The 22,911-nt window shown below is 47.2% G+C and carries 16 protein-coding genes; 5 read left to right on the forward strand and 11 right to left on the reverse strand.

The genetic code is table 11. The features are described from left to right. Nucleotides 1-17: 17 nt before the first annotated feature. The 3 genes from rph to KW844_RS06990 all read right to left on the reverse strand — a co-directional run bounded on the left by rph (nt 18) and on the right by KW844_RS06990 (nt 7,006). The gene (gene rph, locus KW844_RS06980) at nt 18-2,600 is read right to left on the reverse strand and encodes a rifamycin-inactivating phosphotransferase (protein ID WP_218375990.1); all 2,583 of its coding nucleotides are present in this window, start codon (nt 2,598-2,600) and stop codon (nt 18-20) included. A 79-nt stretch (nt 2,601-2,679) separates the two neighbouring features. Beyond that, nucleotides 2,680-5,679, reverse strand: a complete 3,000-nt coding sequence (locus tag KW844_RS06985; protein ID WP_218375991.1) for an AAA domain-containing protein — start codon at nt 5,677-5,679, stop codon at nt 2,680-2,682. A 37-nt stretch (nt 5,680-5,716) separates the two neighbouring features. Further along, nucleotides 5,717-7,006, reverse strand: coding sequence for a PD-(D/E)XK nuclease family protein (locus KW844_RS06990; protein ID WP_218375992.1), 1,290 nt, complete (start codon nt 7,004-7,006; stop codon nt 5,717-5,719). 86 nt (nt 7,007-7,092) lie between these two features. On the opposite strand from KW844_RS06990, the gene KW844_RS06995 reads away from it, so the two are divergent. After that, on the forward strand, nt 7,093-7,578 hold the full coding sequence (locus KW844_RS06995; RefSeq protein ID WP_218375993.1) for a thioesterase family protein: 486 nt from the start codon (nt 7,093-7,095) through the stop codon (nt 7,576-7,578). A 62-nt stretch (nt 7,579-7,640) separates the two neighbouring features. Here KW844_RS06995 and KW844_RS07000 read toward each other — a convergent pair whose 3' ends face one another. The 7 genes from KW844_RS07000 to KW844_RS07030 form a co-directional block, all read right to left on the reverse strand. After that, the gene (locus KW844_RS07000; RefSeq protein ID WP_218375994.1) at nt 7,641-8,168 is read right to left on the reverse strand and encodes a hypothetical protein; all 528 of its coding nucleotides are present in this window, start codon (nt 8,166-8,168) and stop codon (nt 7,641-7,643) included. Between the two features lie 734 nt (nt 8,169-8,902). Continuing rightward, the gene (locus KW844_RS07005; protein ID WP_218375995.1) at nt 8,903-9,661 is read right to left on the reverse strand and encodes a GLPGLI family protein; all 759 of its coding nucleotides are present in this window, start codon (nt 9,659-9,661) and stop codon (nt 8,903-8,905) included. Between the two features lie 6 nt (nt 9,662-9,667). After that, a complete protein-coding gene (locus KW844_RS07010; protein ID WP_218375996.1) occupies nt 9,668-12,442 on the reverse strand; it encodes a TonB-dependent receptor in 2,775 nt (924 codons plus the stop codon). Between the two features lie 194 nt (nt 12,443-12,636). Continuing rightward, nucleotides 12,637-12,945, reverse strand: coding sequence for a helix-turn-helix domain-containing protein (locus KW844_RS07015; protein WP_218375997.1), 309 nt, complete (start codon nt 12,943-12,945; stop codon nt 12,637-12,639). Beyond that, on the reverse strand, nt 12,923-13,273 hold the full coding sequence (locus tag KW844_RS07020; RefSeq protein ID WP_370626486.1) for a type II toxin-antitoxin system RelE/ParE family toxin: 351 nt from the start codon (nt 13,271-13,273) through the stop codon (nt 12,923-12,925). The genes KW844_RS07015 and KW844_RS07020 overlap by 23 nt, the downstream gene beginning before the upstream one ends. A 125-nt stretch (nt 13,274-13,398) precedes the next feature. Next, nucleotides 13,399-17,427 carry a DEAD/DEAH box helicase gene (locus tag KW844_RS07025; RefSeq protein ID WP_218375998.1) on the reverse strand — a complete coding sequence of 1,343 codons (4,029 nt, stop codon included), beginning with the start codon at nt 17,425-17,427 and terminating at the stop codon, nt 13,399-13,401. A 75-nt stretch (nt 17,428-17,502) separates the two neighbouring features. Continuing rightward, nucleotides 17,503-17,748: a hypothetical protein gene (locus tag KW844_RS07030; protein WP_218375999.1), complete on the reverse strand. Its 246-nt coding sequence runs from the start codon at nt 17,746-17,748 to the stop codon at nt 17,503-17,505. A 58-nt stretch (nt 17,749-17,806) separates the two neighbouring features. Here KW844_RS07030 and KW844_RS07035 point away from each other — a divergent pair, with 58 nt between their 5' ends. After that, nucleotides 17,807-18,679, forward strand: coding sequence for a DMT family transporter (locus KW844_RS07035; RefSeq protein WP_218376000.1), 873 nt, complete (start codon nt 17,807-17,809; stop codon nt 18,677-18,679). A gap of 34 nt (nt 18,680-18,713) precedes the next feature. Then, complete coding sequence (locus KW844_RS07040) at nt 18,714-19,538, forward strand: glycoside hydrolase family 16 protein (RefSeq protein ID WP_218376001.1); 825 nt, start codon at nt 18,714-18,716, stop codon at nt 19,536-19,538. A gap of 43 nt (nt 19,539-19,581) precedes the next feature. On the opposite strand, the gene KW844_RS07045 is transcribed toward KW844_RS07040, so the two are convergent. Continuing rightward, complete coding sequence (locus KW844_RS07045) at nt 19,582-21,060, reverse strand: PLP-dependent aminotransferase family protein (RefSeq protein ID WP_218376002.1); 1,479 nt, start codon at nt 21,058-21,060, stop codon at nt 19,582-19,584. Nucleotides 21,061-21,181: 121 nt separating this feature from the next. On the opposite strand from KW844_RS07045, the gene KW844_RS07050 reads away from it, so the two are divergent. Next, complete coding sequence (locus KW844_RS07050) at nt 21,182-21,793, forward strand: hypothetical protein (protein WP_218376003.1); 612 nt, start codon at nt 21,182-21,184, stop codon at nt 21,791-21,793. A gap of 32 nt (nt 21,794-21,825) precedes the next feature. Further along, the gene (bioB, locus tag KW844_RS07055; RefSeq protein WP_218376004.1) at nt 21,826-22,809 is read left to right on the forward strand and encodes a biotin synthase BioB; all 984 of its coding nucleotides are present in this window, start codon (nt 21,826-21,828) and stop codon (nt 22,807-22,809) included. Nucleotides 22,810-22,911: the final 102 nt, after the last annotated feature.

A 22,911-nucleotide genomic window follows, 5' to 3' on the forward strand; every position in this document is an offset into this window, starting at 1 on the left:
GCTAAATAAATGTGTTGCTATAGTATTTCTATAAATCCATCGGTTCCGTTTACCCTGATCTGTTGTCCGTCTTTAATGAGTTGGGTAGCGTCCTGCACACCCACTACAGCGGGCAGTCCGTATTCCCTGGCAATGACTGCACCGTGCGTCATCAATCCTCCAACTTCAGTTACCAGTCCTGCAATACCTACAAATACCGGTGTCCAGCTTGGATCGGTGAACACGGTGACGAGAATATCACCTTTCTCCAGGTGAGCCTCCGTGATGTCGGGGATCACGCGGGCGCGTCCTTCCACGACGCCGGATGATACCGCCAATCCAGCGATGGCGTTAGCCGGAAGGTGATCACGTGTATACCTGCCGGTTATGATTTCTCCGTCGGACGTCATCACACGGGGAGGAATCAATTTTTCAAATGTCAAAAATGCTGCTTTTCTTTCACGGATCAGTTGCTGATCGATGTATTGAGTTTTAATGGCATCCCGCAGTTCCTCAAAACTGAGGTAGAAGATATCTTCTTTGTCATGTATTACACCGGCCTGCTGCATTTGTAACGCTTCCACCATCAATGCCTGCTTGTATATAAAATTACGCCTGATGATACTGTATTTTGGGTATTCACGGTAACCACTATAGCCCCGTACCAGCTGAATCATACGTTTCGTTTCGGCTACTTTTTCCTCACTACCGGGCAGTTTTGCAAGGCGGGAGAGGATGTCCTTTTCTTTGTCAGTGGCGGCTTTTAAACCCTGGTTAAATTTACGTGCAGCCGCACCTGTTTCAAAGTTGCGGATGTTATTGAGGAGCATTGGCAGGAGGATAGCCGGATTTTCTGCCCAGCGGGTTTTAGTGAGGTCGATTTCACCGGCGCAGCGCATACCGTATTTATCCAGGAATGCCTTGATAGCCTGTGCGGATGGCTGACCACCAGCGAAAGCGGGCAGCTGGTCCAGGAAATCTGCGGCGGTGGTGTGTTCCAAGAAGTTCACTACTTCCGGGTAGTTGCGCAATACATCTGCTACGTTCATGAGGTGGAGCCCCATTTCGGAAGTCACATTATCGGGTACTGATTGTGCGAGGGTGTCAGCCACGTTTTTATCGCCCAGCCACTGCCGGATGTTTTCATTGAGCCAGGTGGCGGCATTCATGCCGGTGATGATTACGTTTAAGCTTTGCGGATCAAACAGGACCTTTGCTGACTCCCTGATATGCAAGAGGATAAAATCAATCAGCGCCACTCCGGTTTTTCCTTTTATATCGGCTTTGAGTTGCTCGTGTGCGGCTTGATTAGCGGCGATCAGCTTTGCTACGATATGCGGATCGTATTCTATTTTGACGTTGTAGTCGTGCATGGGCACGGGGTTGGTATCTTCCTGGTCGACCTTGAATTCGGGACGTTGGAGCAGGGTAAGCACGGCGTCTTTGATGAGCGGATCTGATTTCCCCAGCACGCCTGTAAACATGGCTCTGCGGGCTGGTACGGCCAGGTCCGGAGCAACGTCTACGAATAGTCTGCCGGCGGCCGTGTACATGGGTCGCGGTGTGGTGAGCTGAAACAGGGATAATCCCAGTGGCTTCATGGCATCCGTCATCATTTGCTGGTGGCCTACGGAGATGTAGGCGTGGAAGTGGGTGTCATCTACCTGCGGAATGGGGAATAGGGTCGTAACAGGGCGACTCTGCACCACATAGAAAGTATCTCCTGCGAGGCACCATTCAATATCCTGGGGCTGGCCGAAGTGGGCTTCAATATTTCGCCCCAGCTGCGCCAGTGCGAGCAGCTGAGCATCGGTAAGCACTGGTGCGGATTGCTGGTGGTGTGCAATGGCTTGTTGCCGGGTACCTCCTTCCGGCACCGCGAATATACCGAGTTGCTTGGTTGGTATCTCCCTGACAATAATAGCTCCCTGCTGTATTTTATAATGATCAGCATTAACCAGGCCTGCTACCATGGCCTCTCCCAGCCCAAAACCAGCATCCACTGCCACTGTTTTCCTGTTGCCTGTTACCGGGTCAGCGGTGAACATAATTCCCGATGCGTAAGGGAACACCATTTGCTGTACCACTACTGCCAATTGTACTTTCCGGTGATCGAAACCATTTTGTATACGATAGATAATAGCTCTCTCCGTGAACAAGGAAGCCCAGCATTTGCTGATATGTTGTAAAATGGAGGAGATGCCAATCACGTTTAGATAAGTATCCTGTTGCCCGGCAAAAGAGGCTGTGGGTAAGTCTTCCGCAGTAGCACTCGACCTTACGGCCACCGGAACGGACTCCCAACCTTGCAGCTGCATGGTTATGGCTGCGCTGATGTCTGCCGGAACAGGTGCATGCTCAATGATACTACGCAAGGCATTACCTATGGCTGCAATTGCTGAGCGGTCGCTGATTTGTAGTAAGGCCAGCTGTTCCAGTAGTTTATTCATTTCGGGAGATGCTACCATTACTTTTTGAAAGGCGGCAGTAGTGATGCAAAATCCCGGAGGCACGTGTACGCCTTCGATATGGGTAAGTTCTCCGAGGTTGGCACCTTTACCGCCAACAAGGGAGAGCATGGCACGATCGGTTTCGTTAAAGCTGCGAACATAGGACTGCATGGCGGGTGGGTGGATTTTTTGGTTTTAGAGAGATGGTAAATTTGTTGTGAATGGTGCGGGCTGCCGGCGCAGCAAGAAGTCACAAGCTATCAATATAGTGATATAACTTTCCGGAAGGAGTTTGTGCACTTTTCCTTAGTACCTCCTTACAGCCAAACAACACGAAAGAGTCTTTTGCCCTGGAAACGGCCACGTTCAACATATTCACGCCGGCATCGTAAAAATAGCCACTTTCCAGGTCATTTATACCATATGTGGCAGAAAATAGTATGACCGGGCGTTCTGCACCCTGCAAGGCGTGCACAGTACCTATGGTCAGTCCGGCAATATTGATACCAGCTCCCTGCAGCGTGCTGGTCAGCTGATGTTTCTGACTACTGAAAGGTGTGATGATACCAATGATATCCTGCAATCCCACAGATTTTGGTACTCTGTTTTCTTTGGTGGCTGCTTTATTCTCCACCTGTTGATAATACAGCAGCAACTGACTAGCCTGTTCCTTGATCCATTGGGCAATAGCGGCGGCCTCCTCCGGATTATCCCTGCTAGTACCTATTTGCCTGGAATTCCCTTTGCTATGTTGATATTGCATGGGAGCAAAGGGCAAAGTGGTTGCCGGCCCTTTTTTAGGTTCCAGAAGGCCATCATAGGCTAGCCGGTTACAATATTCAATTATTTCATTGTAGCAGCGCCGATGCTCTGTAAGCATCATACCACGTTCCATGTGTGGAAACAAATGATAGCAGGAGGTTTTCTGGGCAAGCTTCATCATACTGCCGGAACTACTTAGGAATCCTTTTGTATGTAATGTACTTAGTTCGGCATGGTTATCCGGATGGTTTATGACGTTGAATCTGTAAAGGTTCGCCACATCTACTTTCTTTGGAACGTTCCATACAGGCTCAATCTGCAATGTATCTCCCACTACAATTGCCTTTTTGGCCAGCCCGAATGTTGCTACTCCTACTTCTGGTGCTACCTGCCCTGCTTCATCCACGATCAGGAGATCGATAAACGCTGTCAACGGTGGATTTTCCCATACGCTATCTGGTCCTTTACCACTCACATGTTTGGAATAACTAAAGAACTTTGGTGTCATAAAAAAGGTGGAAACAAAACAGGGTGTAAGCATGGCAAAACGATACCATCTGTTTTCTGCATCTGTTCTACCATTTCTCCTTGTCCTTTCTTCCCACACTGCTTCTTTTGTAGCCAGGAGCCACCTTCCCTCCCAATAATGTATTGCCAGATAAAAGAGATCATACTTCAGTCCCATCTCCAGTTCATCATAAAAATAGGACCGTTGCTGGCTTTCGGCTAATCTGAATCCTTCATCATCCAGTGGCGGATTATATACTATCTGGTACATTTGCTTCCAGTCATCCCATTGCTGATGGATATGCTGCACATGTTTCAATAACCTAAACTGCCTTTCCAAGAATCCCATTACTTCTTTCTGACGATAGAAATTTACGGTATCAGTATTAAAAGATGCCTCCCGGAAGATCTGTCGTAACCTGGCTGCGCGCTTTTCTTTGATCGCTGGGAGGAAGGAAAACAGTTTAGTCCAGATAGATTCCTTGTCGAAATAGGTGAGAACAGTATTTTCCAGGCCTACCATCTCCGCTTTCAGCTTTTCCAGTGCATGCATTTTTAATCCGGCATCATCCAGCAAATAGGTGGCTGGCACAACTCCTAATTGCTGTAACAGCGCGGGTATTGCTTTGTAATCCTGCCATAATTCTATACCCTCCTGCAGTTGAGCTTGTATGTAAATTAATTGCTGCCGAATGAAGTCTGTTGCCTTCGCTAAGCTGTATCCCTGCGGGTTAAAATATTTTTCAAATTGATTTTGGAAGTTTCTCTCTGCCTCTGTAATGTAACGGTGATTCTCCTTTTCGACGTGTGCTCCATCGTATTTTGATCCATTTCGTTTTATGTATGGTATTCCTCCAGTAACAATTTTACTTTGTGCCGGTAGATACAACCCAAACCCATGCACATCAGGCAACCATCGTTCATATAATAATCCGGCCTTTTGCGGAACATGCAAAAAGCTGTCGATAATATTGGTAACCGCCTGGTTATTGGAAGAACAGGCTACTATGACAGCAGGATTCCCTCCCCTTATAGCTCCTTGTACTACCTGATTAGCCACAATACTTTGTAGCAGGGTTGTTTTACCTGTCCCGGGAGGGCCATTTACTGCCAGGCTCTCGCCTTCCTGTAAGGTTTGGAAATGATAGAGGGCTTTCCGCTGTGAGATAGACAGCGGGTATGAAAATGCCATCTGACCGAGGTGCTGCGCTGACTGCATTTCAAAGTCAGCAGGTGCTAAAAGAGATTTTATAGCCTCGTAGTGTTTATTTGTAATATTTTTTAGTAGCGGCGGCAGCTCCTTTTCTCTCAACAGGTAATCATAGAGCTTAATGATACCATCTGCTGCACCTACCAGCATATCAAACTCTACCATAACATTTGAAAATGAAACGGTATGCGTTTCGATAGCATAGGACTCTAATGGTATATCTGTAATCCGTTTAAAGGCGGTCTGTATATAATGCCAGTAAGCATTCCATCCACCATCAGCGGCAAAGGGGGTGGCGAAAGTCTTATCAATTTTATCAACCGAGGAAAAAATAAAATTTACATGGTTGTTAGTCTGTGGTTCCAGGTGCTGCCTGGGAATATAGGGAAAGGTATCATCGTCAGGTTTGAGTCGTCCGCTTCTGTCAAGAATAGCTTTAATCCAAAATGGATAGCTGGTCCCTTTTTCTCCGGAATATTTTGTGTATTCAGGCGTTGGATTGACGCTAAACGGAGCAATCATGATACTGGCTTCCTCCAGTATTTCCCAATCCGGATCGTTTACATTTTTACGACCAACCGCATGATTCTTTTTTTCTTCAATTTGATCCAGCAGCGTTGCTGCCTGTTGCTTATTTACCTGGCCGGTTTCAAAATTGATCTGTGCATCGTATTGGTGTTTCACCTTGCTCACCTCTACCACTGCCCGTGAGGCATCAGCAAGGGTATTCCGCCAGTATCTGAGTAATTGATAATTTTCTTTGATTGTCATGGTTATCAGAGGTTAGCAATTTTAGCAGGGTTCCATGTCATCCTTCCACTAGAATTTTGATAGCCGGAAATTTTGCTTCTATTTTCTTCCGGAATTTGATGGCATTGTCAACATTCCAGTTTCTCGCCACGTAATAACCGATATTATCATAAATCAATTCAGGATCGCTATCAGTTTTATATTTATTGTACTGAATCTCATTTTCTGTAAACTCTTCTGGCGTTTTCAACAATTTGAAAGAAGCGGACATATCGTTTTCAAGAAAATTAAATACATCCGTATCGATCAATCCTTTTTCATCTAGCAGCAGTACTACATTCAGGCCTATATCCGCTTTTCTGAATCCTGAACGGAACAATTCTTCATTATAATACAGGTTATAACGGTCCCTGTTTCGGGAGGAATTAGAGATAGATTCGATTGCTTTTTCCACTGTTTTCCTGGTTTCCTCACTCGTATCTTCATTTTCCGTTAGCGCATAAAGGGAGGCGAGTATCAGCTCTTTGTTCTTCTCCCAAAAATCGTTGAGCAACTTGCGCTCATTAGTTCCAAGGGCCATAATCGGTATTTTTCCACGGTTTTCAATATTGGTACCTAGAGCTGGTTGACTAAGTGCCATCAGGTATTCATTGATAATTACTTTAACTCTTTCTGAGGACGCGATTATTTCCAGTCGCTCATACAGGTCAGTCACTAACAATTGATAATTTATAGGTATAAAATGTTCACATTTACAGAATTGCTGATTGTTGGCAACTGCGGTTCTAAATTTTATACCAGGCATGGCACATAAAAATACATATAACACGCTGGTATCCGTTGCTCCCTGGTATTCGTTCTGAAAATGCTCGTGGTATTTCAAGGTCTGGTCGTTGTTTTCCTTTGCACCTACCTTATTTTCAATCACAATCTTGATATTCTTATCCTGACCGTCTTTTCTGATAGCCACCTCTATGACCAGATCGGGTCTGGATTTGTTACCCAATACTATCTCCCGACCTACTGTATAAGCTGTTAATTCATAATTTTCTGTTACCAGTAAATCGAATAAGTCCTGATGCTGGTTGGTCAATGCATCATTACTGGCTACCACGAGAATATCAAGAAACTTTTTCAGGGGATAGTCCCCCAGCTGGTGATCCCCTTGATAATCCAGTATCCAGGCGAGGAAATTACTATGTGAAATTTCCCTTCTTTCCACCCCCAGGATCTCCGCATAGGATTTGGTTTTATAAAGCTGATCAAGCAGGATAAAGTTATTATCATTCTTAAATGAAATAATTGCTTTACGTATCCAGTCGCTGGTCAAAGAGTTATAGTTCATCATTTCGGATGTTAATCATCAACTAATTTAAATAAAAAAACCTAAGTTGCCGTTACTGTGGTTATGTGTAATCTTTTTAAAGCCTTTACATGTTTTGGCAAACCCTTTGCATCTCCCCTACTTCATTTTTCGTAAATTTAATCATGGTGACTTATTTCGAAGGCCCTGTATTATGGGCGCAACTGGACGCTAATATGCATATGAGACATAGTGCATACGCCGACTTTGCGGCGCAGGCGCGATTAAACATGCTGGACAAGCTGGGAATGAAGGCCGAGGAGCTGGTAGCGCTGAAGCTGGGGCCGATACTGTTCAGGGAAGAGTTGATTTATCACCGGGAGGTGGGGCCTAACGACTACCTGAAAGTAACGTGCGTAATGACAAAATCGAGAAAGGACGGCAGCAGATGGTCTATCCGCCATGAGATTTACCGCAGGGACGGAGTGAAAGCAGCTACCATAAACGTGGATGGAGCCTGGATTGATGTGGCGAAGCGAAAGCTGGGGACATTACCGGAAGACCTTTATCAGAAATTTAAGCAGCTTCCCGTCAGTGAAGATTATGTGGAAGAATGATTATAACAGAAAGTCCGTTCCTGTAAACACAGCAACGGACTTCTTTTTTCAAAGGGGAACAATCAGCGACGGGTAATCGGCTTCTCACGGAAATAAACCAGCCGACCCGCTTCCAACTCCTTAATAAATGGGAGGTTGTTTTGTATATACGACTTGGTGGACTGTTCGAAATAGCTGTCGAGCTGGAAGAACTTAGCTGCACGGTTAGCGCCCAGCAACTTATTCATCCGGCGGAAGTAGCGCATCTGGAGGTGACTATATTCCAGATCGTTGTTCATCATTTGTTTAGTCAGTGAATTCAGTTTCTTTTCGTCCAGGGAAGTGAATTCCTCGTTGTACATCCTCAGCAGCGCCAGGCGCTCGGCCTGCCATGGCTGCTTGTCCGTTTCATAGTCCATCAGGGCTTCCTGGAACCCTTTGGTTTCTACAGGTGAAATGCGCAGATAGTCTTTCAACAGGGCATCTTTGTTTTTGCCGAAGATCTCAGTGATGATATCTTCTCCCTCCAGTGGCATGGCCACCTGAACAGTTTGAGCATGCGCTCCCAGGGTGGCTAACATTACTACCAACAAACAAAACAAATTTCTCATGGTCATAAATTTTGTGGTGATCGGTTGTTTGAGATCCAACGCCCATTGGCGCATATCACCCCAGGCTCGACGTTGCCTGTAAAAAATATACCGTTGTTGTAACTGCATGCACTGATCAATACTTCCGGGGCTCTAACAAATAAAAGGGTCTTCATACGATTACCAGATGCCGATGTAATACTAAAAACCAACAATACCCGGCTCAGCCTGATGTAGTACTTGCTATTCGCTGTGACGTATCGCTGCCAGTCTTCGCGGTTACCTTTAAGCTACGGTTACATTGAATTAAAACGACATTGCGGCTTAGATCTCTGTCTAGTAAATATTATTTCATTCACACGCATTTTTAGATTAGATAAATTCCTCCTCCCAAACCTTTTACAGTTCGTCAGATTAGGGTTACTATATTTGAAAAAGTTATGTCAGGAAAAATTTGCGGAGTGTGATCACTCCGCAGTCATTCATTATAATTCCACGTTACGAAAAAGAAGTATCTTTTATCAATAGAGTTATGATTACTATAAATACATTGATACAGGCTACTTTTCGACTAAGAACTTTGAATGATGCTAGAGGTCAATGCTTAGGAGTTAAATCGTTATAATTACGCAGGACTCCAAATTTAAATGTTAGTTTTTTATCCACCAAAAAAATAAATTTATCCACACACAGAACAATTCATAAAAACAAAAAAGCCCCCGGTTCACGGAGGCTTTCAGCGATTTTTAGGGTGTTTATAACTCCGCAAATTTGATGTAATATTTACCATAATTACCCCAGTTTGTCAGGGCAGCTGACATATCCTTATGCAGCTGCTCACGGGTTGCTTTCTTCCCCTTTTTTTGTGGCAGCAGCTGATCGGCAGGTATGGATTCCACCAGCACCTTGGTAGCAAACCACGTGATATGATCGTGCGGAAGTGCCACCCCCAGAATCATACCAGGCAACCCGGTAAAGGATTCCGGCCCTCCCGGGGGAATGATCTGGTCCGTAAAGAAAGCTACTACATAAACGCTGTCCATGATCACAGCATTGGCACGGCGGCAATCGAACCCAGCAATATTCCTTGTTTCATCGGTAATCTTCCAGTTAATATTCCTAAGAGTATCCTGAATCAGGTAGGTTTGCTCAAACACATGCTTCTGGGAAACTGTACGCCCCGTACTCAGCAGGTTATAGACAATGTTATCATTCGCAGGAAACTCCCGGTTGTTCTTCACATCAGGACTCTCCCGCCCCGGCTTATACAACGTTACCGAATCGGTAAACCAGCAATCGAAATACAAACTGGTGAATTTGGGATAACGCTGCAACTGTACCTGCATCCAGGAATTGTCCGGGTCATCCTTATTCATATCCTGTATCAATGCATGTAGGTTAGTACGTTTTTCAAACTCTATGCGTCCGGTTGTAAAAAACATTGCCTCCTGCGCCCGCACCAGTTGCCCCAAACAGGTACTTACCAGTATTATCAAAAGCATTTTCATCTTCATAAAAAACTATTTACCTGCACCAAACTTGTTAAAATTCCAGAGAAAAGTAACCATCGCATACCGGCCAATAATACCGTAAGTACTTTGCGACACATTGTTACCATACATATTACGGTTAATACCCCTGCGCTGCTTCAACAAATCTTCCACCGAACATCTCAGCTCAAACACATCCCCTTTGCCAAACTTCTTACCCAGCCCGGCATTCCAGATAGCCATACTGTTGCTGGTGGTAAATAGCGCCGTTTTAGGACGGATAGCATAGTCCACATCGGTGTTGAATTCGAGCTTCCATGGAAGATGCAAGGAAACATTCGCATTAAGCGGATATTCCCAATAAGTGGTAGTAAGCGATTGCTGAATAGAGGAAACGGAACTATTATAACTCACGCCGCCACGGATTCTGACTTCATACTTCTTTTCCTTGAATTTCCTTAGCTGCAACTGGGCACCTATATTGTAGGTATTGGAAACATTTTTTTCCAGGTTCACCAGGTTAGTGCGCTTACCTATTTCTCCCTGCGACTCCACGCCAATCCTGATATCTTTCCACTTCAGTTTCCACTCGCCCGACATCCAGTAATTCACCCCCCTGTTCCCACCAACGTTTACCGTCATGCTTTTACTTCTTCCGCTGGCATCCACTTCGGTGGCATTTCCGAAATCATTCATCGCAAAATTGTAGGAAACATTTACCCAGAGACTCCTTTCACTAAATACCTTATAATCTCCAAAATTCAAACTAACCGAGTTATTGAAGGCCGGCTTCAATTCCGGATTGCCCACCACTATGTTAATCTGGTTGTCGTTGGACACCAGTGGCTGCAACTGGTTCACGGATGGCTGCCTGGTATAACCACTGTACGACAAAGAGAAACTTTGCTGCTGGCGGCGCTGATAGCTGAAACGCAGACGCGGGTTCCAGTTGAGGAAGCTGCGGTCCCAGGTATTGCCGGTAAACAAATTATCCTGGTGGTACTGCGTAGCACCTACTTTGGCCCCCACATTTAAACGGAACTTCTTGTAATTATAGTTATAGGACAGGCCACCCACATTAGTGAGCACATTGTATTTAAAGTCATTACTGTAGAGAGAATCAAGGTCTTCATATTTGCCGTTGTCCGCTTTATTATAGGAACTTCTCCCGGAACGGTTATTATTGAGTTGCAACCCATAAGAGAATTGCAATAACCCATTTTTGCCCAGCGGCTCCGTATAGGCTACATTGCCATTAATACCGGTTTGCTCACTGGTATTTAGCTTATGCTGGTCTACTGTTAATACCGAATCCAGCAGTCCGTTCGTATATACGTTGGCGTGAGAAAGCTGCAGCATATTACTGTTGGACTTTTCATAATTCTGTGAGAAGTTAACCGTGACGGTACGCCCCTTTTTCTGAAAGCGTTGTTTCCATAGCAGGTTCACACCAAACTTATCCCGCTGCCCATCGCTGCTGGTATTGTTTTCATTATCATTGAGCAGCTGGTCATTTTCATTTGTCACCTCTCCTTTGGTACGGGAGAAGCTGGTGTGATTATCACGCCCCGCCTGCACATTGAACTTGACGGTGGCCATACTATCAATCTTCCACTCGTACATGCCGTCTGCCCGAACCTTTCTATCCACCACCTTGCTGGTATTAGTATCTTTCGAATACTGCACAGCATTGTTCAGTATGTTCTGATTCAGGTTAGATGACCACTGTTCCACCCCCATACGCAAGCCTTTCACGTTGGCGGCCATACGTTGTTTATCCTGATTCCACTTGTCCTCATAATGCACGCCTCCTGTTTGTGCCAGCGGATAGCCACGGCCGTCGAACCTCCCATCCCAGCCACCTAAATCATCACCTCCTCCTGAAAAGGTATAAAAACCACTTGCCTCATCATAGCTCATATTATCCGCATCACTCTGGCCAAATTTGTCGCGCTCATCCCAGTTAAGACCTGTTTTACCAGTGTTGGAAGCGATTCCAAACAAGGCTACCTTCCGCTTACCCTGGAAGAGGTTCGCCATTACCTGTGTATCAAAATATCCATTGGTACCACCGCCGGCACTGGCTTTCCCGAAATATCCCTTCTTTTTATTTTCTTTCAGGGTGATGTTGATGGTTCTGGATTTCTCACCGTCATCCACTCCTGTAAAATCTGCCTGCTCACTTTTTTTATCGAACACCTGCACTTTGTCCACCATATCCGCCCGCAGATTTTTAGTCACCAATGTAGGATCATCGCCGAAGAACTCCTCTCCTTCCACCAACACCTTTTTCACTTGTTGCCCCATAGCGGTTACCTTCCCGTCCTTATCTACCTGCAGGCCCGGCATTATCTTCAACAGCTCTTCTACCGAGGCATTAGCGGCAGTTTTAAAACTATCGGCATTGAATTCAGTGGTATCTCCTTTAAACCGTATAGCCGCTACCTGTTGCTTTACCACTACCTCCTGCAGGAGTCTCGATTTCTGGATCAAATTTACAGTACCCATATTTTGCAGCGTACTGTCGCTCAGGGTAACCGACTCCACATAATCCGCAAATTTCGGGTAAGTAATCAACACCAGGTACTGGCCAGGCTGCAGGCTTTTGAGTTCGAAGCGCCCGTCGCCACCGGTCCGCTGAAACCGGTACAGGGTGGAATCTTTCGCTCGCAAAACAGCTACCACTGCATTGGAAAGACTGGTACGATTCAGGGTGTCCGCCACCTTCCCTTTTACTATCGCGGATTGGGCCCGGGTAGTTTGCATGGCAAACAACAAGGCTACCAGAAAAATAAGTTTTTTCATTAACGGGTTACAGGTTAATAAGGAATTCACAGGTCCCTGCACTCACATTGCTCAGATGCAACGCGGTCAAAATTCCATAAAAAAATTCATCCGGATTTTCTCATGGGTGATAAACATCTGTTAAATTGTAACCTACTTATCGAGTAGGATATTGGAGGAGGTACGGGGTTAACAATACAAGTTCAGGTAGAAAATTACAGCTCAATTGATAAGTGAACTCTGCCTCCCAATCCGATTTCAACAATTTTTTGAAGTGTAGAAAGACGGATTTCTTTAACGTCATTTTCAATTTTAGAAATGTAGGATTTATTCTTGCCTACTTTAGCTCCTAGCTCTTCCTGCGTTAACCCTTTTGCAACTCTGGCGTCATGGATCATAGTACCTAATTTAAATATTTCGTATCCGGCTTCAAATTCCTCCCGGGATTTAGACCCGTGTTTACCATGATGTTTTTCGACGAAGTCTTCAAGAGTTGTGAGATTACTGTTTTTCTTCTTTTTCATATGCAAGCTTTATTTTCAAGGCTTTACTAATTTCATTCCCCGGGGTTTTCTGCGATTTCTTTTGAAATCCATTGGCTAATACAATTAACTTTCCTCTATCAAAGAAACAAAAAATGCGAAAAATATCAGTCCCATGTTTAACCCGAACTTCATATAATCCATCTGTGCCTTCCAGATGTTTCAAATAAGATTCCGGCACCCTTTCTAATTCTTCAATCGCTTTTAAAGTCCAAAGAATTTTATTTTGGACTTCTGGTCGCTGTTCATTGAAAAACATTTCAAAATAGGTCTTGTAAAAAACTACTTTTCGATATTTAATGGTTTCCACATTTCAAAAATAATCAAAAAGTTTCACTAAAGAACAACTTTCATGAAATATTAAAATGGATTAGCAGAGCCCATTTTTACATTATTCGGCGTCAATTATTTACAGATTGGAAAACTTTGATTTATTTAATAACTCCTTATCAACTGCACCAACTCCTCCGCCGACAACTTCACCGATTGATCCGTGCCTTCCAGCAACTGGTCCGCCAGCGAGCGTTTGGTATGATGCAGTGTAAGAATTTTTTCTTCAATGGTATGCATGGTTACTAACCGATATATCGTTACCGGCCTTGTTTGGCCAATGCGCCTGGCCCTGTCGGAGGCCTGTTCTTCAATGGCGGGGTTCCACCATGGGTCCAGGTGGATGACATAATCGGCCGCCGTGAGGTTAAGACCCAGTCCACCTGCTTTCAGGCTGATTAAGAATATATCCGCTTCCCCTGCCTGGAACTGTTTCACCAGCGCTGCACGCGTAGCGATCGGGGTACTACCATCTAAATACAAAAATTTAACTCCCTTTTGCAAGAGTGCCGCTTTCACTAAATCCAGGTGCATAACAAACTGACTAAACACAAGTGCCTTGTGCTGGTTTTCCAGCAGCTCGGTCACTATCTCCATAAATACTTCCAGTTTGGAAGAAGGTATGTCTACCGTAGCGTCTATGAGCTTAGGGTGACAGGCAGCAAGCCGCAACCGGGTAATCTCCGCGAGTGCCTTGATATGGCGTTGTGAGATATTATCCTCGCGGGTATGCAGTGATTCCAAAGCCTTTCTGCGCACTGCTTCATACAGGGCAGCTTCCTCCGGCGTTTGCTGTACCAGCTTCACTATCTCGGTGCTTGGCGGCAATTCCTCCAGCACGGCGGTTTTGGTGCGCCTCAGCATAAAGGGTGACAACAACTTTTTCAGTTGTTTCTTTACCGGGCTTTCCGGATTCCGTAGAGAAGGAAATACATATTGTTTATTAAAGTACTCCTGGCTACCGAGCAGCTCTTCATTTAAAAAGCGGAACAGCCCCCATATCTCACCAAGATTGTTTTGTACAGGCGTACCCGTTAGTGCAAGGCGGAAATGTGCATCCAATCCATATGCCGCTTTAGCCGTGCGGGTACTGGCATTGCGGATGATGTGCGCCTCATCGAGGACAACGGTGTGCCATACCTTTTTATGCAGCAGCTGCGCTTCTGCATGTAGCAGGCCATAGGTGGTAACCACTACTGTAAAGGCTTGCGCTTCCTTTATAATAGTTGCCCTGTTAGCTGAGGAGAGATCGATGACCTGCAAGGCAGGGGCAAACTTATTGGCTTCACTGATCCAGTTGGGTAATACGGAGGCCGGACAAACCACCAGCGCCGGCCCTTGCGGAGCGCGATGCAGCAGTAACGCTAACGCCTGTATGGTTTTACCAAGTCCCATGTCATCAGCCAGGCAGGCTCCGGCTCCCCAGGAGGCCAGTTGCACCATCCAGCGGAAGCCTTCTTCCTGGTAGCTGCGCAGCGAGGTTTGTAATCCTGCCGGCACTTCCACCTGCAAATCTTTTGCCTGCTCCCATTTCAGGAGCATCTTACGCCAGGCGGCATCTGTTTTCACCGCTTCCAGGTCCATAAGCGCTTCCGAAGCAAAAGGCACCAGCATCGGGCGGATGCGTATCTGCTCATTTTCTTCCATCGTAAAGGCTGCGAGCTCCTGGAGCCGCCGGCGGATACCATCGGTGAGCGATACAATTTCTCCGTTTTTGAGGGTATAGAAACGGTTATGTTTAATCTTTTTAGTGTCCAGCAGTTCTTTTAAGGTGAGTACAGTGTATTCATCCACCCGGATATTCCCATCGGCCGTAAACCAATGGTCTTTTTCTTTGATGGTAATATGCAGCTGCGATACATCCAGCTCCTGGCGGATGCGGTATCGCTCTCCTTCCGGCCATTCCGCTACGGCGATGTCCGGATGCAGGCGGATTACCTCCAGCAGTTGCAGGCAGTCCACCGGATCTTCAAAGATGATCTGGTCATCCTCCACCTCCTGCATTACTTCCCGTTGGATATAACCGAGGAGTTGTTTATAGTTGGCCAGCTCCCGGTCCAGATCGCGGCGTGCCTGGCAACGTTCTCCGTTCATAATACCGAGCACCGCACGGCCGCCGAGTCCGGGTTTACAATAAGGAGGATCGTTGCGGAAAGGCTTTACAAAAAAGGCGGTTTTCAGTCCCGTGTTTACCGGTAACAGTTGCACCACTATGCGTGCATCAGCAGTGATACTGCGTATATCCATGGGCGTTTCCAGCATATCCGCATGTACGGTGAGGTGTGTGGCTACCTGTTGCAGTACTGCATTGAGCTTATCCTTGCCGGTGAGCGGAATTGTATGCAGTTGGTGCAATGTTCTTAACAGGTGTTGCTGATAAGTAGTGAGCACCACAACTTTGAGGCGGGTATTACTCTCTCTGATAAAAATCATAGGAGTATTGAAGTCATGGATATTAGTAGAAATCGTATACCCTTTAGCGTTAGTAATTACATTTATTTCCGGCACACCTTTCACTACTTCCACCGGGGTACCGTTGTTAATATCAAACAACAGCGGATGGCCTGCCATCTCCTGCCATACGCGGGGCTCGAACGACCAGCCATCCGATCCTGCATTATAGTAGCTCACCTTTTGCACGGTGGTGCCTATACGAAGATCCTGGTCGGTCATCCCTTCTGCGCTGCCGTCTTTTAGTCGCCCCAATGCCAGGTGGCGGCCACTACTCCAGGCTTCCTCCTTATACTGCTGTTGTACCGGCTGGATGGTGTACTGTTGGAGGTCGAGCAGGTAAGCGATCCTGAACGGCACCGCTGCTTTTTCTCTTTTCTTCTCCTCATGCCCCAGCAGCGAATTCAGTACCCGCTCCCATTCCGGGATCTGGTCCGAGGAAGCGCCCAGCGGTTGTAGTGCGGTGGTGGCGGCAAACTCCTCATAAAACGACTGGTAGCCGTCATAGTTCTCATCTTTGGCATGGTAGCAGTATTCGAATGCCGGCAGTCCATAACCATTTGCCACCGCCCTGGCCAGCAGCATGCGCTGGGCCGTTTGGTGCAGCACGAGGAGTTTATTTTTAGGATGATACCATTTCAGGGCCAGGTAGCCGAGGAGTGCCATCAGACGTTTATCGGCCTCCCTGGCGGCATTTTCGAACAGTATTTCCAGGAGGTTTTCTGCCCGTTCCCGCTTGCCCGCATGCAGGTACAGGAGGGCGAGCGCCGGCACGATGGCCGGAAAGGGCTTGCGTTCATAATGGGTGGTGATTTTCTGAATCACCGGGCTGGCATCTGCCGGCGGCATCAGGGCCAGGTTGCAGGCATAATAGTAAGCATAGATGGCGGTGGTGGGCAGCGTGTTCTTTTTATCGGTGCTACGCTGCTTTTTCATCCCCAGCTCAAACATTTGCCGCGCTTTGGCGGGGGTATCATTATACAACAGCCATACGGCCTGTTGAAAGTATTCATCTGCTGTTTCGGGAGATGTGATAGCCGTGAGGCTACCGTCCATCAGGCTTACTTCAGGGCATATAGGAACGGAGCTCAACTGCTGTAATTCCTTTAGCACTGTTATGGGTTGCAGCTGTTGTTCCTGAAAGCGGAGGGAGGAACTATACATAGCTGCCACCGCCTTTTCAGAAAAAAAACTCAGGACGCCTTTATAGGCAGTACGGCCGGCCAGGCACGACAGATAAGGCAGGTACTCCTGGAGGTGCTGCTCCATCTTTCTGACAGGTAGCTGGAGCAGGGAGCGGTCGCCAATAAAATAGGCTACCAGCAGGCGTTGCATTTCCTGGAGGGCGGCATGCATACTGTAAAAATGAAAATCATTGGCAGGCACCGCACGCAGCATGTCCTGGTACTGTGGTGCTTTGATCACCACGGGAAATAGTTGCAGGCAATATTCCAGCGGCAACAGGAAGCTACCGGAAACGTTTTTTACCACAATACCCATATCCGCCAGCTGCTGCAGCAATTCCCCCACCTCTACCGGCTGTAGCGGCAACAATGTAGCCATGGCAGCGTTGAGGGTAGGTTTATCGATGGGGTACATATATATGGCCAATACATCCGTCATGATACGGAGGTTGGGCAACAATTGATCGTACTGCCTGGTGAAATGCGGATCTTCGAACATGCTTCTTTTCTGATTGCAGCAAAAATAAAGTTTTAGCCTTGTTGGATTGCTGAAAAGGATTGTCTATTTTTGAAACTATGTCGAAACCAGTATTTTTAGGAACACTTCCTCCTCCAGTAGTAGCCTGCTAAGCTGAATCAGCAGCTTGCTGCCTGCCTTCGGCAGGTGGCGGTTCTTTTGCCTGCAATAAAGCGAAAGGATTTTAGGCTCGTAAAGGGTTTTGTTTATCTTACCTGCTCCCAAAGCAGGTAAGGGTTGTTGTACTACACGAACATCTCCCTCTTTCCTGTTCAGCACTCCCCAGCACTTTTCCGACTTCAACCTTATTTCAATTACTTTTTGTCGTGCCCGGGTGGCGCTGGCATCTACCTACATAATTATGAAAAAATCTTTTCTGCTGCTGCATATTGCAGTGGTCCTGGCAGGATTTACGGGCATATTTGGTAAGCTCATCTCCATTAATGAAATCGGCCTGGTATGGTTCAGGGCGTTGTTTTCCATGATTCTGCTGTACCTGATTTTAAAGGGCAGCCGCAAATTTCAAACATATGACCGCGAAAGCAAATGGCTGCTGATAGCTTCCGGACTGCTGCCGGGGCTGCACTGGCTGCTGTTTTACGCCAGTATCAAGTATTCCAATATCAGCATTGGGGTGATTTGTTTTTGCACTACCGGATTTTTTTCTGCCCTCCTGGGGCCGCTGGTAGCGGGAAAACGGTTTTCCTCCAGAGAGGTGTTATTAAGTTTACTGACGGTGATTGGGGTGGGACTTATCTTCCACTTTGATACCAGTTACCGGCTGGGAATTACGCTGGGCCTCATCTCCTCCATGATAGGCTCCCTGTATATGCTGACTAATGAAAAGCTCATCCGCCGTTACGATGCTGCTATGATCAATTATTACCAGATGACCGGCATTACGTTGAGTATAGGTTTACTGATACCGGTTTACGTGTATGCGTCGCCGGTAGCTATAAAGTTGATGCCCACCGGTGCTGACATTGGTTACCTGCTGATCCTGGCTTCGTTCTGCACCATTGCCATCTATGTAATGGTGGCTGAATCGCTGCGCCGTATTTCAGCCTTTACGGTGAGCCTGTCGTTCAACCTGGAACCGGTATATAGTATATTGCTGGCCGTACTGTTTTTCCACGAAGGCAGACAGCTGAACCTGGCGTTTTACGCAGGACTGCTTATCATCATCACTTCCGTGTTGCTGCAAATGTTGTTGTCCATTAAAACGAGTAAATAAAATGCGTTATCTTTCTAGTCATATACAGTTGACAATGAAAAGCATACTCCTGGCGCTGCTCGCAGTAGCAGCCATTTCTTCGTGTAAGGTCACTAACCGCAGCGGCAACCGCCAGCATATCTACGTGCAAAAGCAAGGACGTGAGCACAAAACCTGGAAGCTGGTTTGGCAGGACGAGTTTAACCAGCGGCAGCTGGATACTTCCCGGTGGACACGCATTCCACCCAACAATGCAGCGTGGGGCAAACATATGAGCAGCAATGATGCCTGCTACCGCCTGGATAGCGGTTTACTCTACCTGCGCGGCATCGTGAATCCGGATACGGTGGCCGATCCGCGGCCATTCCTTACAGGCGGCATCTGGTCAAAAGGAAAGTTCGCCTTTCAGTATGGGAAGATAGAGATCCGCGCCAGGCTGGAGTGCGCCCGGGGCGCCTGGCCCGCGATGTGGCTGCTGGCTGAACAGGACAAATATGGTAAGTATCCGAAAAACGGAGAAATTGATATCATGGAACACCTGAACCATGATAGCATCATTTATCAGACTACGCACTCCTGGTATACGCTGGAGCTGAAGCAGACTAAAAACCCGCCGCATGGCGGCACTGCAAAGCTGGACCCGCTTGCGTTTAATACCTTCGGCATCAGCTGGTATCCGGACAGGATAGAGTTTCAGCTCAATGGTAAAACTACGTTTACCTATCCCCGTGTGCAAGGCGCAGATCCTTCACAGTGGCCATATGATCAGCCTTTTTATATTTTGATTGATCAGCAATTAGGGGGCGACTGGGTAGGAAAAGTGCATCCGGAGCAGCTACCGGTGCAGATGATAGTGGATTGGGTACGGGTGTACCAGTAATTTTTTATAGTGACGATGGCGCTTGAATTAGTTTCAGGCGCCATCAATGCAAACAATACCGCAATATCTCTATACTTTCCGTTGCTTCCTTTAGCGTCATATGTCCAAAACCGAGGCGCATGCCTGATAGCTGCCTATGCTGGTACAGCAAGGTTTTAGGAATAAAGAGATTATTTTTTGCGCATTCCTTAGCCAGTTGAAAAAGATTGATGGGCTGTTTCCATTCCGTCCATACGGCGAGGCCGCCGGAGGGTTGCTGAAAGTCGAGATAATCGCCCAAATGCTGCTCCAGCAGGGCCGTGAAGTGATCCCGGCGCTCATGGTATACCTTCAATGATTTTTTTAGATAGCGGTGAATTTGTCCTTCTTCAATCATTTCACCCAGCACTTGCTCCATAAGGATATCACCCTGGCGATCGATGATGCCGAGGTGTTTCCGCATTTCTACCATGAGGTTTTCCGGTGCAACGATGAAGCCTGTACGAAAACCCGGGGCCAGCGATTTTCCAAATGCACCGATGTATACTACCATTCCGTTTTTATCTGCGCTTGCCAGCGGCAGCACCGGACTTTTCTCGTAATGGAAATCGTAGTCGTAGTCGTCTTCGAGGATAATGAACCCAAATTCGGCGGACAGGTTGAGCAATGCCAGGCGGCGTTGTGCGCTGAGCGTGACCGTGGTGGGATAATGATGGTGGGGGGTGATGTAAAGCATGCGGATCGTTTGGCGGCTGCATATTTCCCGGACAGCATCTACATCGATCCCTTCATCGTCGATAGGCACGGGCATGATCCTGGCCCCTGATTTCTGGAAAATCATGTTCACAGAAAAATAGCTTAGGGCGCCCACCAGCACCATATCTCCTTTGGATAATAATATTTCAGCTGTGATGTACACGCTCATTTCCGTACTGCGGGTGATGAGGAGGTTGTTTGGGGAGATGTGAAGGCCGCGGGTAACGTTGAGGTAATTGGATAAGTTCCGTTTGAAGAACTCGCTCCCGTCGTGGTTAAAGTAGCCGAGCTTGCGGTGATTGCTTTTGCGTTTCATATTGGCGCTATAGAGGCTCGACAGCTGGGCAATCTGGGTGAGGCGGATATCGGGGGTACCGTCGTTGAAGATATAATCGCAAGCGGCATGTTCGAATGGGTTATCCAGCAAGCTGGATTTATCAAAGGAGAAGCCGGTGCTGGCCGGGTATTGCACCAGCGGCACGGCAGCAGATTCCCGGATTTTACGGGGTCTGGCTTCCGGGTTACCGATCACGTAAGTCCCTTTATTGGGGCGGGATTCCACCCATCCCTGGGCATCCAGCTCTTCATAGGCGGCCACGATGGTGTTGCGGTGCAGCCGGAGCAGTTCACTCAGCTGGCGGGTGCCGGGGAGGCGGGTGCCGGGCACTACATACCCCCGCTGGATGGCGTTTACCAGCTGGTTGGCGATCTGAATATATACTGCAGTAGCTGACTCGCGGTCTATCTGCACAAAGCTTTCGTATGGCACACTCACCGGACTACCCATAATTGCAATTTTTTAATAGTCCGGCAAAATAAAGCATTTATCCGGACTACCTAAAATATAAAATCCGGCCTAGTCTGACCATCCGGCAACCTGTTACATTTGAGCCGAAAATCAGCAACTTATGCATCAGTTATTGCAACATATAGTGGGCCAGCCTCACCTGCATGCCAGGTGGCTCAACACCCTGTCGTTCATGGAAAATGCCGGCGCCCGGAAGATATCCGGCTGTGAGCACCCTACCAGCGTGGATCTCATTCAACTCAAACATGCTGCTGAGGAACACCGCCACGCCTATTACCTGAAAAAGCAAATCCTGAAACTGGATGCCCAGCTGTGCAAAACCTATCTGCCACATGAGCTGCTCGCGGCCACGCATACACGCCATTACCTTCATCAGCTGGACATGCGTACCTCCCGCTATCTGAAGCAACAATTCGGCCTGGCCGGACAGGCACTCAAAAATGCCGCTTATCTCTTTGTAACCTATGCGATAGAAGTAAGAGCAGATGAACTGTACCCGGTATACCAACAAGCGCTGGATGAAGCCAACAGCAAAGTGATGGTACGGTCCATCATTGTGGAAGAAGAAGGACACCTGGAAGAAATGATCAGCCAGCTGAAACTATTTTCGCCCGACTGGGAAGCGCATGCCCTCCATATACAAGAACTGGAAAAAGGGTTGTTTGTAAAATGGCTGGTAGCCATTGAAGAAGAATTAAATATATACGCCTAAGCATACACGAAATTTAAATCTATAAGGAAGCAATGACAGCTGAAATCAGACACGACTGGACCAAAGAAGAGATCCAGGCCATTTACGACCAGCCGCTGATGGAACTGGTATACCAGGCCGCCGGCGTTCACCGCAGGTACCATGCCGCAGATGAAGTACAGGTATGTACCCTGCTATCCATTAAAACCGGCGGATGCCCGGAAGACTGCTCCTACTGCGGGCAGGCAGCACGGTATCAAACCAACATCAAAGTACAGGCATTGCTACCTGTTGAAACGGTAATTGCACATGCACAAAAGGCGAAAGACACCGGCTCTACCCGTTTTTGTATGGCTGCTGCCTGGAGGGAAGTACGTGATAACCGTGATTTCGACAAGGTAATAGATATGGTGAAAGGGGTGAATGAGTTGGGCATGGAGGTATGCTGTACCCTGGGCATGCTCACCGAAGAACAAGCCATCCGCCTGCAGGAAGCCGGCTTACATGCCTACAACCACAACCTGGATACTTCCGAAGAATATTATAAAGAGATCATCTCTACCCGCAAATTCGATAACAGAATCAATACCATCAACAACGTTCGCAAAGCCGGTATCACCGTATGCTCCGGCGGCATCATCGGTTTGGGTGAAACCCACCACGACCGTATGGCTATGCTGCTGACCCTGGCCACCATGCCAAAGCATCCGGAATCCGTACCGGTAAATGCACTCGCGCGGGTAAAAGGAACGCCGTTGGAAAATAACCCTAAGGTGGACATATGGGATATGGTCCGGATGATTGCAACAGCAAGAATAATTATGCCCGCCTCTGTAGTGAGGCTGAGCGCAGGCCGCATCGAAATGACCGAAGCAGAACAAGCCTGGTGCTTTATGGCAGGTGCCAACTCCATTTTCACCGGAGAACGTCAGACCTTACTGGTGACGCCTAATCCGGGTGTGGATGAAGATATGCAAATGTTGCAAACGCTGGGACTCAAACCTATGGAAGCCCGAAAAGAAGCACACTCCTGTTAAGGAGTTAAACCCTGAAAATAAAATCACCACCCGTCCGGGTGGTGATCTTTTTTTGTGTTGTCTCTCGAAGGAATTGCCACTGAAGGATTCCGAATGCAGCGA

Origin of the sequence: Chitinophaga sp. sic0106 (assembly GCF_019219075.1) — a bacterium.
Taxonomy (GTDB): Bacteria; Bacteroidota; Bacteroidia; order Chitinophagales; family Chitinophagaceae; genus Chitinophaga.

Bases quoted from the DNA above. Each gene is read 5' to 3' on its own strand.
- rph (WP_218375990.1), bottom strand. From the start codon at position 2,600: ATGCAGTCCTATGTTCGCAGCTTTAACGAAACCGATCGTGCCATGCTC.
- KW844_RS06985 (WP_218375991.1), bottom strand. From the start codon at position 5,679: ATGACAATCAAAGAAAATTATCAATTACTCAGATACTGGCGGAATACC.
- KW844_RS06990 (WP_218375992.1), bottom strand. From the start codon at position 7,006: ATGATGAACTATAACTCTTTGACCAGCGACTGGATACGTAAAGCAATT.
- KW844_RS06995 (WP_218375993.1), top strand. From the start codon at position 7,093: ATGTTTTGGCAAACCCTTTGCATCTCCCCTACTTCATTTTTCGTAAAT.
- KW844_RS07000 (WP_218375994.1), bottom strand. From the start codon at position 8,168: ATGAGAAATTTGTTTTGTTTGTTGGTAGTAATGTTAGCCACCCTGGGA.
- KW844_RS07005 (WP_218375995.1), bottom strand. From the start codon at position 9,661: ATGAAGATGAAAATGCTTTTGATAATACTGGTAAGTACCTGTTTGGGG.
- KW844_RS07010 (WP_218375996.1), bottom strand. From the start codon at position 12,442: ATGAAAAAACTTATTTTTCTGGTAGCCTTGTTGTTTGCCATGCAAACT.
- KW844_RS07015 (WP_218375997.1), bottom strand. From the start codon at position 12,945: ATGAAAAAGAAGAAAAACAGTAATCTCACAACTCTTGAAGACTTCGTC.
- KW844_RS07025 (WP_218375998.1), bottom strand. From the start codon at position 17,427: ATGTTCGAAGATCCGCATTTCACCAGGCAGTACGATCAATTGTTGCCC.
- KW844_RS07035 (WP_218376000.1), top strand. From the start codon at position 17,807: ATGAAAAAATCTTTTCTGCTGCTGCATATTGCAGTGGTCCTGGCAGGA.
- KW844_RS07040 (WP_218376001.1), top strand. From the start codon at position 18,714: ATGAAAAGCATACTCCTGGCGCTGCTCGCAGTAGCAGCCATTTCTTCG.
- KW844_RS07045 (WP_218376002.1), bottom strand. From the start codon at position 21,060: ATGGGTAGTCCGGTGAGTGTGCCATACGAAAGCTTTGTGCAGATAGAC.
- KW844_RS07050 (WP_218376003.1), top strand. From the start codon at position 21,182: ATGCATCAGTTATTGCAACATATAGTGGGCCAGCCTCACCTGCATGCC.
- bioB (WP_218376004.1), top strand. From the start codon at position 21,826: ATGACAGCTGAAATCAGACACGACTGGACCAAAGAAGAGATCCAGGCC.